The organism is Gemmatimonadaceae bacterium, from assembly GCA_020851035.1.
In the GTDB taxonomy this organism is placed as follows: Bacteria; Gemmatimonadota; Gemmatimonadetes; order Gemmatimonadales; family Gemmatimonadaceae; genus JACMLX01.
The window spans coordinates 118291-133293 of the sequence record JADZDM010000024.1; the positions used below are offsets into that span (position 1 = coordinate 118291).

Genomic DNA, 15003 nt, shown 5'->3' on the forward strand with positions numbered 1-15003 from the left:
GTGCACGGGTTTCGCGGTCGGGCATCTCCCACCGGACCCGACACCCGAGGCACTGCCATGTCACGACGCACCCCGTTCCGCCGTTCACTGCTGGTCGCACTTGCCGCCGCTGCTGCCGTTCTCGCCCCGCGCCCCGCCGCCGCCCAGGGCTGGATCGAGGCACGCCCGCAGCCGGGACCGATCCGTCCCCGTGACTGGAACGTCACGCGCGTGTCCACCGCCATCCGCGCCACCATCGAGGGCCGCGTGGCGCGCATCGAGGTGGAGGAACAGTTCCGCAACAACGGCGGCGGCATGGCGGAGGGCACCTACCACTACCCGCTGGCCGGTGAGGCGGTGTTCCAGTCGCTCTCACTCTGGATGGGCGAGACCGAGATGCGCGGCGAGCTGATGGACGCCTCCCGCGCGAAGGGGATCTACGAGGAGATCGTGCGACGGCGCCGTGATCCGGCGCTGATCACCCTCGCTGGCCACCAGCTCCTCCGGGCGCAGGTGTTCCCGATCCAGCCCGGTGAGACACGCAAGGTGGTGCTGCGCTTCACGCAGCTCCTCGACAAGGAAGGTGACGCCCTGCGCTGGCGCTACGCACTGGGCCCCGAGGAGCGTGGCTCGGTGCGACCCGACATCCGCGTCACACTGCGCGAACCGGCGCGATTCGGCCGGCCGTTCTCGCCCACGCACACCGTCGCCGTGAGCGGCGAGAACGATCGCGACGTGCGCATCACCGACGGCGCACGCGGTGACATCGAGCTCTTCCTGCCACTGCAATCGACGGCCGCCGGCCTGAGCGTGGTGACCCATGCGCCCGCGGGAGAGCAGGGCTACTTCCTGCTCTACGTCACGCCGCCGGAGATGGCGGCGCAGCAGGCGATCGGCCGTGACCTGACGCTGGTGGTGGATGTGTCGGGCTCGATGAGCGGGCCCAAGCTCGAACAGGCGAAAGCCGCGATCCACCAGGTGCTCGGCACGCTCGGCACGCGGGATCGCTTCCGGCTGGTCGCCTTCTCGAGTGCCGTGCGCCCGTTCCGCGACGGGTTCGTGACCGCCGACGCACAGGCCCTCGAGGCCGCGCGGAACTGGACGAACTCGCTGGTGGCCGATGGCGGCACGAACATCGAGGGGGCGCTGCGCGAGGCGATGCGCCGGCAGGGCGGCAGCACCCGCGACGGCAACCTCGACGTGCTCGTCTTCCTCACCGACGGTGTGCCGAGCGTGGGGGAGACGCAGCCCGAGCGCCTGGCGGCCCTGGCGAGCCAGGAATCGGCGCGCATGCGGATCTTCACGATCGGCATCGGCACCGACGTCAACACCTACCTGCTCGAGCGGATGGCGCAGGACGGCCGCGGGTCGGCAGGGTTCGTGCCGCCCGAGGGCAGCGTGGAGGAGACGGTGGGCAGCCTCGCGCGCAAGCTGCGCGCTCCGGCGCTGGTGGACCTGCGCGTGGTGTCGTCACCCGCTCGCATCGTCTCGATGGAGCCGGTGCGCCTGCCCGACCTGTTCGCCGGCCAGGAACTGGTGGTGCTGGGACGGTACGAGGGCAGCGGGAGCGGCCCGCTCGTGATCGAGGGCATGCGCGACGGGGAGAAGGTGCGCGTGTCCACGCCGGTGACGTTCGCGCAGTCAGACACGGACCACGAATACGTGGGCACGCTCTGGGCCGCGCGCCGCATCGGCGCCCTCACCCGCACCATGCGTCTCGAGGGTTCCACGCCGGCACGCATCGAGGAGATCAAGTCGCTGGCGCTGCGCCACGGCATCGTGACGGAGTACACGGCGTACCTGGTGCAGGAGCCGGTGGTGGCCTCGGGTGGCCCGGGCATGCCGCGCCGGACGGACCGTGACGGACGGGCCACCAACGTGGCGAATGCCCCGATGGCCTCGGCGCCGGCGGTGGCCCAGACGGGCCGGGCGGCGTTCGAGCAGGCGCAGACCAGCGCCGACATGGCAGGGGCCGGCAGCGTGGGCGAGGCCCGCAAGGCCAGCGAGCGCGCGCAGGCCCGCCTCGAACCCGAGGCGCGGGTGGCGGGTGGTGGCACGCGGCAGCGGATCGTCGGCAGCCGCCGATTCGAGCAGCAGGGCAGCCAGTGGACCGACATGACGCAGCGCAGCCAGCGGGTGGTGAACGTGGAAGCCTTCTCGCCAGCGTACTTTGCCCTGCTGCGCCTGCTGCCCGAACTGCGGGACGCCTCGCAACTGGGCGACGACGTCCTGGTGGCGGGCCAGCGGGTGAGCATCCGGCTGCAGCGCACCGGCCAGGCGACGCTCGCCGCGGCCGAGGTGTCGCAGCTGGCGAAGGACTTCCGCGGCGCCTGACCTTTCCGACCGACCATGGGCCTCGATCTCGGTGGACTCTTCCGCGACTACCACGAGTCGCTCGTGCGGATGCTCACGCGCCGCACGGGCGACCGTGGCCGCGCCGAGGAACTGGCGCAGGAGACGTTCGCGCGGGCGGTGGCCGCACCGCCCACCAACCCACGGCCGTGGCTGTTCGCCGTGGCGCTGAACCTGTTGCGTGAGGAAGGCCGCAATGCCGCCACGCGCGAGCGGCGGCTGGTGCTGGTGCGCGACGAGGATCATGTCGCGCCGTACGAACAGCCGGACGAGGCGTACGAACGCGAGGAGACACGGCTGCGCGTGCGCGCCGCCCTCGCGGAGCTCTCCGAACGGGATCGCGACGTACTGCTGCTGCAGGCCGAGGGATTCGACTACGACGAGATCGCGCAGGCCACCGGGCTGGCGCGTGGAGCGATCGGCACGACACTCGCGCGGGCACGGAAGCGCCTGCTCGACGTGTACACGCAGGGAGAGGGAGGAGCACATGTCGCACGTGGATGAGGGAACACTGCACGCGCTGGTGGACGATGCGCTGCCACCGGAGGAGCGGGACGCCGTGCAGGCGCACCTGGCGTCGTGCGGCGACTGTGCGCGGCGCTTCGCCGAGGCGACGGCGATGGCACGCCAGGTCATGACGCTGCTCGGTGCGCTGGACGCGGAGCCCGCGGCGCGGGTGCGCGTGGTGGCACCGGCGTCGGTGCCGGCACCGTCTGTGACGGCCGTCACGCCGCTGCGGGCGCGGATGGTCACGCTGCGTCGCGTGGCGATCGCCGCCAGCGTGATGCTGGTGGCGGGGGTGAGTTACCAGGTCGGCCGGCAGAAGGACGCCGCCGTCAGCGCGGTGGCGGAATCCGCGCCTCCCGCGCCGAAGCGGACCGGCGCCGCGGTCGCGACGCCCAGCCTGGTGGAGGCGCCGTCGGGGCCGTCCGATCCGTCGGCGGTGCCGATGCCGGCGTCCCGGCTGGCCACGCGCGGTGGCCCCCGGGCGGAAGCCGAGCAGGTGGTGGAGCGCGACGCGGTCGCTGCGGGCGCCGGGAACGCCGCACCTGCCGCGGCGCCGGTGCTGGCCGTGCCGACGCCTGCGCTCGCGGCGCTGCCGGAGGCATCGCGCCAGGTGGCGATGGAGCAGGCGCAGCAGGCGGCCGGTCGTACGGACCAGGCCGCCGAGCGACGGGCGCGCGTGGCCGAAGCGCATGCGGAGCCCGTGGTCGGTGAGGCGGTGCCGTCGCAGCGTGCGCAGGCGGGCCAGGGCCGTGTGGTGGCGTCGCAGGACGCGGCCGCGCCAGCGCCGGAGTCACAGGCGCGAAAGATGTCGGCGCCGGTGCAGGCCACCGCGGCCAATGCCAGCGTTGCCGCGGCGAAGGCGGTGGCGATTCCCGGCTACACGGCCACCGAGGAAGCCTCGCAGCCCGCCATCATCCGCCGGCGCTACGTGTCACCGGCGGGCACACCGTTGCTGTTGCAGATCATGCAGGCGCCGTCCGCGTCGAAGCCGCAGGGGGCGCGATCGGAGTCGGCGGAGTTCGTGGTGTCCACCAGCAACGGGCGCAGCACCGTGCGCTGGCAGCGCGACGGGAGATCGTACGAGCTGCAGGGTGCGCTGGCCCCCGACTCGCTGGTGAAGCTGGCCACGCTGCTGAAGTAGCAGCGTGGCGAGTGACGGGACACGTGCGACGCGCGCGTGTCCCGCTGGTCTCAGGGCTTCACGGGCTTGGTGGACGGCTTGCCCTTCTGCGCGCCGTCGTTCAGCAGTTCCGCGCCGACCTCCATGCCCACGCGCTGGCCCCAGCGTGAACCGGCAACGGACGAGTTGGCCCCCATGATCGGCGCCACCAGCACCGAACGCTGGCCGGCCGGCGTCTTGTAGAAGACGATCAGGGCGCGCAGGTCGTCGTTGCTGAAGTAGCGCGCGTAGTCCTCCACCAGCGGCGCGATGAGCGTGTCGACATCCTGCTCGGCGCGTGCGATCACGCGGTCCCAGAACCCCGGCGGCGCGGGCATCGTGGCGGCCTGCAGCCTGGCCGTCTCGCGCATGGTGCGCACCACCTGCTGGCGGAAGTTCGCCACCTGGACGAGTTCGGAGACGAGTGCGCGCTTCACCGCATCGTGCGGCTCGGCGATGGTGTCCACCACCTGGGCCTGCGCCAGTGGCGCGACGGCGGCGAAGACCAGGGCCAGCAGTGCCATCCGTGTGTGTCGCATCGGGATCTCTCTGCGCCCGCGGGGGCGTGGGCGCCCTCGCGTGAGGAGCGGCCGGGGTGAAAGGGCGGCTGGTGACTATTCGCGGTACGGCGATCCGCCGCCGGTGCCGCGTCCACCACCGCCACCCCGCCGGCGTCGGCGCGGTGCGGTGCCGTCGGCGGCGGGGCGCGACGGTCGCGCGCCCTCACCCGCCGGTCGAGCTGACGGCGCCGGCCGGCTGCTGCCGGCGCTGGCGCCCGACCCGCGCGCACCAGCCGCGGCACGCGGCGCGGGGGCGGCGCCTCCCACCTTGCGGGCGGCCTTTTCGGCCGCGCGCTGGCGGTCGGCCGCCTTCCGGGCGCGGATCTCCTTGATGCGCTCCGCGATCGGCACCTCGAACTGCTGTGCCGTCTTGGCGGCGTAGTCGAAGTCGGGCAGCGTCACGCGCGGCAGGCGGCGTCCCACCGCCTTCTCGATCGCGCGGACGTCGTTCTCCTCCTCGGGCGAGACGAAGGTGAACGCATCACCGGTGGCCTCGGCGCGCCCCGTGCGGCCCACGCGGTGGATGTAGTCCTCGGGCTGGGCCGGCACGTCGAAATTCACCACGTGCCCCAGGTCGGCCACGTCGATGCCGCGGGCGGCGACGTCGGTGGCGACCAGCACGCGGATACTGCCGTTCTTGAAGCCGTCGAGTGCCGCGACGCGGGCGGCCTGCGAGCGGTTGCCGTGGATGCGAGCGGCCTTCACGCCATGTTTCTCGAGCAGCTCGAAGAGGCGGTTGGCGCGGTGCTTGGTGCGGGTGAACACCAGCGCCTCCTTCATGTCACCGCGCTCCAGCAGCTTCACGAACAGCAGCGGCTTCAGGTCCTGCGACACCGGGTAGAGGGCCTGCGTGATGCCGCTGGCCGGCGCCGACTTCCGCTCGAGGTTGATCTGGGCGGCGTCCTTCAGCAGCTCCTTCGACAGCCGGATGATGGCGTCGGGCATGGTGGCGCTGAACAGCAGGACCTGCTTCTTCACCGGCAGGTGGCCAAGGATGCGCTTGATGTCCGGGAGGAAGCCCATGTCGAGCATGCGATCGGCTTCGTCCAGCACCAGGTGCTGCACACCGGCCAGCGAGGCATACGGCTTGGTCATGTGGTCCAGCAGCCGTCCCGGGGTGGCGACCATGAGGTCCACCTTGGTCCGGAACGCGTGCTCCTGCGGACCCATGCCCACGCCACCGTAGATGGCGGCGCTGGTGAGCGGGGTGTGCACCGACAGGGCCTGCGCCGTCTCCAGCACCTGCAGGGCCAGTTCACGCGTCGGCACCACGATCAGCGCCCGCGTCGTGCCGCGCTTCCCCGCGAGCATGCGGTGCAGGATCGGCAGCAGGAACGCGGCGGTCTTGCCGCTGCCCGTCTGCGCGCAGGCCAGCACATCCCGGCCATCGCGTGCCGGCGGGATCGAGTCGGTCTGGATCGGCGTGGGACGCGTGAATCCCAGCTCCTTGACCGCGGTCATGAGGGCCGCGTCGAGCGAGAGCGAGGTGAAGGTCGGAACGGCCACAGGGATCGGGACTGGGAGAGGAACCGGATCCGCCGCGACCCCGTGCCGCGGCAGATCAGGGCAAGATAGTCCCGGTCAGGCCCGTTGCGCGGTCCGGCGGCGCCGGCTGGACTGCAGCGTGCCCCGGATGGCGTCGGTGAGCTGGGTGAGCGTGTACGGCTTGTCGAGCACCGTCTCGATGTGCGCCTCGCGCAGGCGATCGGGGGTCACGCGCCCGGTGTAGCCGGTGCTGAGGATGATCGGCATCGACGGCCGGAGGGTCTTCGCCCGCTCGGCCAGCGTCAGGCCGGTCATCTCGGGCATGGTCTGGTCGGTGATCATCAGCGCGACGTCGTGATGATCGCCGAGCAGCTGCAGCGCCGCGCCGCCGCTGCCGGCGGTGATCACGCGCATCCCCGCACTCATGATGCCACGTTCGGCCGCCCGCAGGATCCCCGGCTCGTCGTCCACCAGGAGGATCAGCGGCGCATCACCCGCCAGCGCCGCGGCCGCGGCGCTGGGCACCGGCGTCGTGTAGGCCGGTGACGGCAGCGCGACGCCGGCCGGCGCCTCGTGCGGCGCCGGCACGAGCGCGAACAGCAGCTCGAAGTCGGTGCCCTCGCCCTCCACCGACTCCACGTGCACCGAGCCGTGGTGCGACATCACGATCCCGTGCAGCACGGCGAGCCCGAGCCCGGTGCCCTCGCCGATCGGCTTGGTGGTGAAGAACGGCTCGAAGATGCGCTGGCGCACATCGTCGTTCATGCCGCTGCCGGTGTCGTGCACCATCAGGCGCACGTACCGTCCCGGGCGCAGCTGCGGATGCCGGCCGGCATTGGCGGCCTCGTCGAGCGAGATCACGTCCACCTTGACGCGCAGCATGCCGCCATCGGTGCGTCGCATCGCATGCTCCGCATTGCTGCACAGGTTCAGCAGCAGCTGCTGCATCTGCGTCGCATCGCCGCTGATCCACGCCTCGGCGTTCCGGACCTCCACCAGGAGCTGCACGGTGGACGGGATGGTCGCGCGGAGCAGGGTCTGGGTGTCGGTGATCAGCGCCGCGAGGTTGATGTGGTCGTGGGTGGGCACGGAGCGGCGCGAGAAGAGCAGGATCTGCTTGACGATGTCGCGGGCACGGTCACTGGCCTGGATGACGGCGTGCAGCGACTCCGCCACCCCGGGGAAGTCGCGCTGTGCCATCGAGAACTGCGCGATCTCGGAGTTGGCGCGGATGACGGTGAGCAGGTTGTTGAAGTCGTGGGCCACGCCACCGGCCAGCGTGCCGAGCGCCTCGAGGCGCTGGCTCGCGAGGAGCTGCGCCTCGAGCTCGCGCCGCTCCGCCTCCAGCCGGCGGGTGTCGCGCAGGTCGCGGAACTGGTAGTGCAGCAGGAGGCCGGCATCGAGCGGGATGCGGGTGCGCCGGAGGGCGACGGGAATGGCCTCGCCGTCGACGGTCTGCACTTCCGTCTCGTACGACATGTCGTCGTCGGTGCCGGAGGGCCCACTGTCACTGGTGACCTGCACGGTGGTGAGCCCGACGAGGCGATCGGCATCCCCCTCGGCGAGGAGGGCCGTCGCGGCGGGGTTCGCCGCCACGATCCGGACGCCGTCGGAAAGGAGCTGCGGGTCTGCACCACGATCGAAGAGCCGGCGGAACCGCTCCTCGCTGACCAGCACGCCCTGCGCCGACGCCTCGGCGGCGCGCGCGCGGTCCAGCAGCGAGGCGTTCCGCCGGCGCACCACGGCGATCACCCCGCCGGAGACGACGAGCGCCACAGCGAGCACGAGTGGCAGCCACCACCAGTCCGTGTACCAGGGCCGCGCGACAGCCAGGGCCTCTCCGGCTGCAATGCTGGTGGCCTGGAGGGCAGGAATCGTCCCGCCGGCACGCGCCGGTGCGCCTGCGATCGCGAGAGAGGTGACGGCGGCGAACAGGTGCAAAACAGCGGTCCCTGAAATGGACCCCGCGCGAGGCATTCACGTGAGGAGCCGTGAATATGCACCCCTCGCCGGATTGGCACATTATGACACTCTCATGTCGCGTAGGGTGCACGGGAATGCAACGCGGCGGTGGATTCGATGACACGCGACGACGTTCTTCCCCCGAAAAGGGGTCTGAGTCACGGCAGTGCCCGTGACTCAGAGTCACCCGAGAGGGTGTGCCGGACGGGAGCGTAACGGCGCACGCGCGGCGGTGTCGAGCCTGCACCCTCGTGGATCAGCCCGGTGGAATCGCCCCGTCGTCCTCGGTGCCGGGCGTGTTCCCATCCGTGCCGGTCGCGTCCGCCGGCCGGACGATGAGATAGTTCGACGGCGGCGTGACACCCAACAGGTGCTGCACGAAGTAGTCCCAGCGGCGCCTGATGAAGTACGGCTCGTTCAGCGAGTGCGGCCGGTTCGGCGCGATGATCAGGTCGAACGACCGGTTCGCCTTGATGAGCGCGTCCACCAGCTGGATGGTCATCGCGGGATGCACGTTGTCATCCATGTCGCCGTGCATCAGCAGCAGGTGGCCCTTCAGGTTCGCCGCCATCGCGGCATTGGCCGACTCGGCGAAGTTGTCCGTGCGCCGCAGCGTGTCGCGGCGCATCAGTCCCTGGTACTTCTCGGCCCAGTAGATGTTGTAGCTGCGGTTGTCGTGGTTGCCGGCGCCGCTCACCGCCACCTTGAAGAAGTCCGGGTAGCGGAGCATGGCATCGGTGCTCGCGAACCCGCCGCCGGAGTGGCCGAAGATTCCCACCCGGTCGATGTCGATGTAGCCGAACCGGCTCGCGAGCTGCTTCAGGACCGCGATGTGATCGGGGAGCCCGTTGTCGCCGAAGTTGCCGTAGTAGCTGTCGTGGAACGCCTTGCTGCGGAGCGGCGTGCCGAGGTGGTCGATCTGCACCACGATGAAGCCCAGTTCGGCAATCGCGGCCGGCTCACCGGCGGCCTTGTAGGTCCAACCGCCCACCGAGCCCACCTGCGGGCCGGGATAGATATGGCTGATGATCGGGTAGCGGCGCGTGGTGTCGAGGGTCGACGGCACGTACATCACGCCGTAGAGATCCGTCACGCCGTCGCGGGCCTTGGCCGTGAAGACACGGGCGCCGCGGAACCCCACGGCCGCGAGCTGCGAGGCGTCGGCGGCCTCCAGCCGCTTCACGATGCGACCCGAGAGTGCATCGCGCAGCACCGTCTGCGGTGGCGTCTCCACACGCGAGTAGGTGTCCACGATCCAGCGGCCGTTCGGGCTCACCGCGATGCGGTGGTCAGCGTCCTCGCCGGTGAGGCGCGTGAGGCCGGTGCCGTCGAAGTTCACCGCGTAGAGCTGCGCGTAGTACAGGAAGGCATCCGTCTCGCGCCCGCGACCGGTGAACCAGACGCGCTTCGCCTTCTCGTCCACCGCGACGATGGTGCCGACCTGCCAGGGCCCCTCGGTGAGGCGGTTCTTCAGCGTGCCGTCGGCCGCGTAGCGGTAGAGGTGCCCCCAGCCATCGCGCTCCGACCAGAGCAGCGTCTCGCCGTCCTCGGTGACCCAGGTGGGGCTCGGGTCCACCGGGTTGCCGATCTCGACGAAGGTCTTCGCCGAATCGGCGGCCAGCCGCTTCACGGCGCCGGTCGCTGCGTCCACCTCCACCACCGTCGCGACCTTGGCCGCACGCGAGAGCGTCGTGAGGTAGACGCGGGTGCTGGTGGCGTTCCACACCGAGTCCCGCGGCGAGATGTTCCACGAGGCCTGGGCAGGTGCCGGGTCGAGCTGCACGCGCACGTTGGTCCGCGCCTCCCGGTCGAGGATCGCGAAGCCCGGCTTCGGGATCACCGAATCACCCGGCAAGGCATACGGCTGGGAGAAGGCGCGCGGGCGCTGCGAGGTGTAGCTGATGTAGGGCATGGTGGCCACGCCGCGCGCATCCTGCCGGGAGACGATCAGGTGGCGTGAATTGGGGGCCCAGCGCAGTTGCGGCCGTCGCGGGGCGGGGCGCGGTGCCAGGCGCTGCTGCGGCGTCGGGTCGCCAAGGCCGTAGCTCCAGCCCGGCGCGCCGTCGGTCGTCAGGCGCACCGAATCGGCCGCCACGCCACGGGGACGCACGAACACGTCGTAGCCGCGCACGAACGCCTCCCACTTCCGGTCGGGGCTGAGCACGTACGGCACCTCGCTCGGCAGCGTGTCGGCGCTCAGGCAGCGGTAGGCGCCGATGTCGCAGCTCACGCGGCGCTTGCCGAAGCGGAACTCGATGGTGCGCTCGTCGTCGCCGTCCTTCGCGAAGCGGAAGGTGCGGAACGGCAGTTTCGTGGGATCGATGGCGGTGTCGGCGGCGACGCTGATGGCCGCCGCCAGTTTCGCGTTGTCGAACAGGAGCTCGCGTGCGCCCCGCACCGGGTCCACCAGCACGAACTCCGCGCCCTGCCGCACCTTGTTGCGGTACCAGAACCGGGCGCCGTCCTTCAGCCACTGCGGCTGGACCTCGTCCCCGGTGATGAGGCGCGTGCTGTTCCAGGTGAGCAGCTGCTCGGCACGGTCGTAGCGGACCGCCGGCGGCGGGGCGGCGGTGGCCTGCGCTCCGGCGGTCGAGTGCAGCGCGAGGACGGCGCCCGTCGCGACGGCGACGGTGAGGGTGGACGAACGCGAACGCATGGTGCTGTCCCCGTGGCGGGTGGAAGCGGTGGCGCGGAAGTGACGGGAACGGTACGCGGCGACGGGAGAGTCTGCTGGTCGCCGCCGACGGCAGGGAACGTCCGTTGCGGTCGTCCCACGCCGTGGTGCGTCCCTGGGACATCACGACCCGTGCCGGCGTGCGGACACCTCCGCCGTCCCCGGCGCGTATACGGGGAGCGCTGCATGGACCCGCCGGGTCCGTCCGGTGTGCCAACGCTCGGCGCCGGCGCGGCGTACACCCCTCCGACGGGGGCGCGCCTGCAGGGTGCCGATACCTGTCCGGAGCCGCACAGCCTTCGTGTGCGGTCCGCATCTCTCCGCTCGAAGACACATGTCGCCACGTACCGTCCTGGCGCGCCGCCTGCGCCGACTTGTCCTTTCGCTCGCCGCCGTCCTCGCCGTTCCCGCCGTGGTGCGGGCGCAGGTCGGCGCCTCCACGGACATCATCACTGGCGTCGTGAAGTCGCCCGCCGGAGTGCCGGTCGAGAATGCGCAGATCGAGGCGCAATCCACCGAGACGCAGGTGACCCGCCGCCAGCGCACCAACGCGCAGGGCAAGTACACGATCCTCTTCCCCGACGGCGGCGGCACCTACCGCCTCACGGTGCGCTACATCGGATTCCAGCCCACGACGATCACGGTCACGCGCAATGGCGACGACGACCGCATCGTGCGGAACATCACCCTCGGCCAGAGCACGGCGCAGACGCTGGCGCGGGTGGAGGTGCGCGGCACGCGCCGCCCGCAGCAGCAGGGGCCCGGCGGCGGTCCGCCGTCGCCCGGCGGGAACGAGCGGGTGGTGGATGGCGGGCAGGCGGCACGCCTCCCGGTGGACGCCTCCGATCCCACCGCGATCGCCTCGCTGGCACCCGGCGTGGTGCTGACGACGGCCGACACCGCGGGTGGCGGCGGTGCCGCGAACTTCAGCGTGGCCGGCCAGTCGGCCGCCAGCAACAACGTGACGCTCGACGGCCTGTCGTTCTCGGCCGGTGCGGTGCCCCAGGACGCCATCCGCGGCACGCGGGTGGTGACCAACACCTATGACGTGGCGCGCGGGCAGTTCTCCGGCGGCCAGGTCTCGCAGACCACCCGCAGCGGCACCAATGTCGTGCAGGGGTCGCTGTCGTACATCGGCCGCTACCGCGAGTTCACGGTGGAGCAGGGCGGGACGTCGGGTGCCTTCGGTGGCGCCTACAACCAGAACCAGTTCGGCGCCGGCGTCGGCTTCCCGATCATCAAGGACAAGCTGTTCTTCTTCGGCGCACTGCAGGGCCGCCGCCGCGCGGACCTGCTGCCCTCGCTGCTGGCCGCCGACGATGCGACCCGCGCGCGCCTCGGTGCCGCCCCCGACTCCGTCAGCCGCTTCCTCTCGCTGGTCAACGGCTACGGTGTGGCCGGCGCCGGCGGGGTGATCGACGACAACCGCAACGCCGACAACCTCACGGTGCTCGGCCGCATGGACTACTCGCTGGCCGATGCGCACACGCTCACGCTGCGCGGCGACTGGCGGCTGAATGACCAGACGCCCACGCGCGTCGGCTCGCTGGCGCTGCCGCAGACCGGCGGCACCACCGAGAACCGCGGCGGCGGCGGCTCGGTCGTGCTCTCGTCGCGCTTCGGCACGGCCGTGGTCAACGAGCTGCGCGCCGGCATGCAGATCGACAACCGCACCGGCTCGCCCTTCGTCACCCTGCCGCTGGGCCGCGTGCAGGTCCTCTCGGACCTCAGCGACGGCACGCAGGGCTTCAGCACCCTGCAGTTCGGCGGCAGCACGTCGCTGCTCTCGCAGAGTGACAACACCGTGTTCGAGGCCACCAACGAGACCTCGCTGCTGCTGGACGATGGCAAGCACCGCGTGAAGGTCGGTGGCCTGGTCAACCGCACCGGCTACACCCAGGACCAGGCGTTCAACCGGTTCGGCACCTTTACGTTCAACTCGCTGGCCGACTTCGCCAGCAACACGCCGGCCACGTTCAGCCGCACGCTGGCGTCACCGGAGCGCACTGGCAGCACGCTGAACTCGGGCATCTACATCGGTGACACCTGGCGTCCGCGCGACGGCCTCCAGCTGGTGTTCGGCACGCGGTTCGAGGCGTCGTCGTTCAGCGGCGCGCCGGCGCGCAACCTGGCCGTGGACTCGGCCTTCGGCCGCAAGACCGACCTGATCCCGAGTGACGCGGCGTTCCTGCCGCGGGTGGGCTTCAGCTGGTCGCGCCGCCAGCCCGAGAACGCCAACGGCGGCAACCCGTTCGGCAACGGCCAGCTCACCGTGCGCGGCGGCGTGGGTCGCTTCCGCGATGCCCCCAACACGCAGCTCTTCTCGGGCGCGCAGACCGCGACCGGCCTGAGCACCGGTGAGCAGGCCATCTTCTGCGTCGGCGCCGGCGTGCCGATCCCGGACTGGACCGGCTACTTCGCCACCCCGTCCACCGTGCCCACGCAGTGCCTGGCCGGTGGCCCGCCGTCGCAGCTCACCACCGCACGCAACGTCACCACCTTCGATGGCGACTACAGCAATCCCCGCGCGTGGCGCGGCTCGATCGGCGCCTCCAAGCGCATCTTCGGCCGCATGAGCCTGAACGTGGACCTGAGCGGCTCGCGCGGCGAGGCGCAGACGGGCTACCGCGACCTGAACCTGAACACCACGCCGCAGTTCACGCTCGCCTCGGAAGGCAACCGCCCGGTGTTCGTGCCAGCGGCCGCGATCATCAGCACCACCGGCGCCGTGCCGGTGCAGCTCTCGCGCATCGACACCCGCTTCGGCTCGGTGTACGACGTGAACTCGCGCAACAGGACCGAGCAGTGGCAGGCCACCGTGTCGTTCGGTGGCTTCACCAGCAAGGGCGCGATCATCAACAGCAGCTACACCTACTCGGATGCCCGGAGCCAGACCGGCTTCGGCTTCGGTGGCGCCGGTGGCGGCTTCGCCTCGGCCACCACGGCCGGCAACCCGAACACGCCGGAGTGGGCGGCCAGCGCCTTCAACCGCCGCCACAACCTGATCAGCACCGTCACCTACCCGATCACGTCGAGCTTCGAGATCACGGCCATCGGCCGCCTCACGTCGGGGGCGCCGTTCACGCCACTGGTGAGCGCGGACATCAACGGCGACGGCGCGCGCAACGACCGCGCGTTCATCTACGATCCCGCGACCGCCCCTGATGCGGACCTCGCGGCCGGCATCACCAAGCTGCTCGACTCGAAGGGCAACACCGCCAGCCAGTGCCTGCGGTCGCAGCTCGGCCAGCTCTCGGCGCGCAACTCGTGCACCGGACCCTGGCAGCCCGGCTTCGACCTCCAGCTCAACTGGCGCCCCACCTACTTCAAGCTCGACCGGCGCCTGACCTTCTCGCTGGTGACGGCCAACCTGATCGGCGGCATCGACCAGGTGCTGCACGGCGCGAACAACCTGCGCGGCTGGGGCTCGTTCACGCAGCCCGACAACACGCTGCTCTTCGTGCGCGGCTTCGACGCCACCACGCTCCGCTACCGCTACGAGGTCAACGAGCGCTTCGGCGCGGTGCGCGGCAACCAGACCGGCATCCGCCTGCCGTTCCAGGTCGGCTTCAACATCCGCTACACCCTCGGCCCCGACCAGACGCGCGACCGCCTGCGGGCCGCCTTCGGCGGAGCCCCGGGCACGCGCCTCACCGGCGAGGCGATGGCGAACGGTGTCGGCCGGTTCTTCCCGAACATCCCGCTGCAGATCATCGAGGCGCGTGACTCGGTGGGCCTGACCGACGCGCAGGTCGCCCAGCTCAAGGTGCTCTCCGACTCGATCCAGGTGCAGGTCGACACGCTCATCGCGCAGGCCCGCGCGGTGATCGAGAAGGAAGGGGGCAACCCCGATCCCGCGGTGCTCTTCGGCGTGCGCCTGCGCCCGTTCTTCGAGCGCGGCACCCGCCTCCGCTTCGCCGGCACCAACGGCGCCAAGGCCATCCTCGGCGAGGAGACCTGGAAGCGCGTCCCCACCCGCATCACCACGCCGCAGGGCTTCGGTGGTCCCGGTGGCGGTGGTGGCGGTGGCGGTCGCCCGCCGAACTGATGTCGCGGTACCGGATGCCCCGGGCTTCAGCGAAGCTCGGGGCATCGTTGAAAAGGTTCACGCGGAAAACGCGGAAGACGCGGAAAGCGCCCACTACACCGACGCCACCCCCGTGACGGCTCACAGGGGAGCAAAACGCTGCAGGAACTGCGTGAGCGCGCGCGCAGTTCCTACAGCATTTTTTCGTCCGGTCCAGTCGTCACAGGGCTGGCACTGCGGTAGTGGGCGCTTTCCGCGCTTTCCGCGTTTTCCGCGTGAACCTTGTTGACGACGCTGA

At 71.2% G+C, this 15003-nt stretch carries 8 protein-coding genes; 4 read left to right on the forward strand and 4 right to left on the reverse strand.

Annotated elements, in window-relative coordinates; all coding sequences use genetic code 11:
* Positions 1–57: 57 nt before the first annotated feature.
* The 3 genes from IT355_17180 to IT355_17190 are packed head-to-tail and all read left to right on the forward strand — an operon-like array spanning position 58 to position 3979.
* Positions 58–2313, forward strand: a complete 2256-nt coding sequence (locus IT355_17180) for a VWA domain-containing protein (protein MCC7055009.1) — start codon at positions 58–60, stop codon at positions 2311–2313.
* 15 nt (positions 2314–2328) lie between these two features.
* Positions 2329–2835, forward strand: a complete 507-nt coding sequence (locus tag IT355_17185; GenBank protein MCC7055010.1) for a sigma-70 family RNA polymerase sigma factor — start codon at positions 2329–2331, stop codon at positions 2833–2835.
* Entirely contained in the window at positions 2819–3979 is a 1161-nt protein-coding gene (locus tag IT355_17190) for a zf-HC2 domain-containing protein (protein MCC7055011.1), read from the forward strand. The genes IT355_17185 and IT355_17190 overlap by 17 nt, the downstream gene beginning before the upstream one ends.
* Before the next feature lie 50 nt (positions 3980–4029).
* On the opposite strand, the gene IT355_17195 is transcribed toward IT355_17190, so the two are convergent.
* From IT355_17195 to IT355_17210, 4 genes are all read right to left on the reverse strand, one after another.
* Positions 4030–4536, reverse strand: coding sequence for a DUF2059 domain-containing protein (locus IT355_17195; protein ID MCC7055012.1), 507 nt, complete (start codon positions 4534–4536; stop codon positions 4030–4032).
* A 75-nt stretch (positions 4537–4611) separates the two neighbouring features.
* Positions 4612–6018, reverse strand: coding sequence for a DEAD/DEAH box helicase (locus IT355_17200; GenBank protein MCC7055013.1), 1407 nt, complete (start codon positions 6016–6018; stop codon positions 4612–4614).
* A gap of 120 nt (positions 6019–6138) precedes the next feature.
* Positions 6139–7983: a response regulator gene (locus IT355_17205; protein ID MCC7055014.1), complete on the reverse strand. Its 1845-nt coding sequence runs from the start codon at positions 7981–7983 to the stop codon at positions 6139–6141.
* Positions 7984–8260: 277 nt separating this feature from the next.
* Entirely contained in the window at positions 8261–10660 is a 2400-nt protein-coding gene (locus IT355_17210; protein ID MCC7055015.1) for a DPP IV N-terminal domain-containing protein, read from the reverse strand.
* 352 nt (positions 10661–11012) lie between these two features.
* Here IT355_17210 and IT355_17215 point away from each other — a divergent pair, with 352 nt between their 5' ends.
* The gene (locus IT355_17215; GenBank protein ID MCC7055016.1) at positions 11013–14726 is read left to right on the forward strand and encodes a TonB-dependent receptor; all 3714 of its coding nucleotides are present in this window, start codon (positions 11013–11015) and stop codon (positions 14724–14726) included.
* Positions 14727–15003 lie beyond the last annotated feature (277 nt).

Bases quoted from the DNA above. Each gene is read 5' to 3' on its own strand.
- IT355_17180 (MCC7055009.1), top strand. From the start codon at position 58: ATGTCACGACGCACCCCGTTCCGCCGTTCACTGCTGGTCGCACTTGCC.
- IT355_17185 (MCC7055010.1), top strand. From the start codon at position 2,329: ATGGGCCTCGATCTCGGTGGACTCTTCCGCGACTACCACGAGTCGCTC.
- IT355_17190 (MCC7055011.1), top strand. From the start codon at position 2,819: ATGTCGCACGTGGATGAGGGAACACTGCACGCGCTGGTGGACGATGCG.
- IT355_17195 (MCC7055012.1), bottom strand. From the start codon at position 4,536: ATGCGACACACACGGATGGCACTGCTGGCCCTGGTCTTCGCCGCCGTC.
- IT355_17200 (MCC7055013.1), bottom strand. From the start codon at position 6,018: ATGACCGCGGTCAAGGAGCTGGGATTCACGCGTCCCACGCCGATCCAG.
- IT355_17210 (MCC7055015.1), bottom strand. From the start codon at position 10,660: ATGCGTTCGCGTTCGTCCACCCTCACCGTCGCCGTCGCGACGGGCGCC.
- IT355_17215 (MCC7055016.1), top strand. From the start codon at position 11,013: ATGTCGCCACGTACCGTCCTGGCGCGCCGCCTGCGCCGACTTGTCCTT.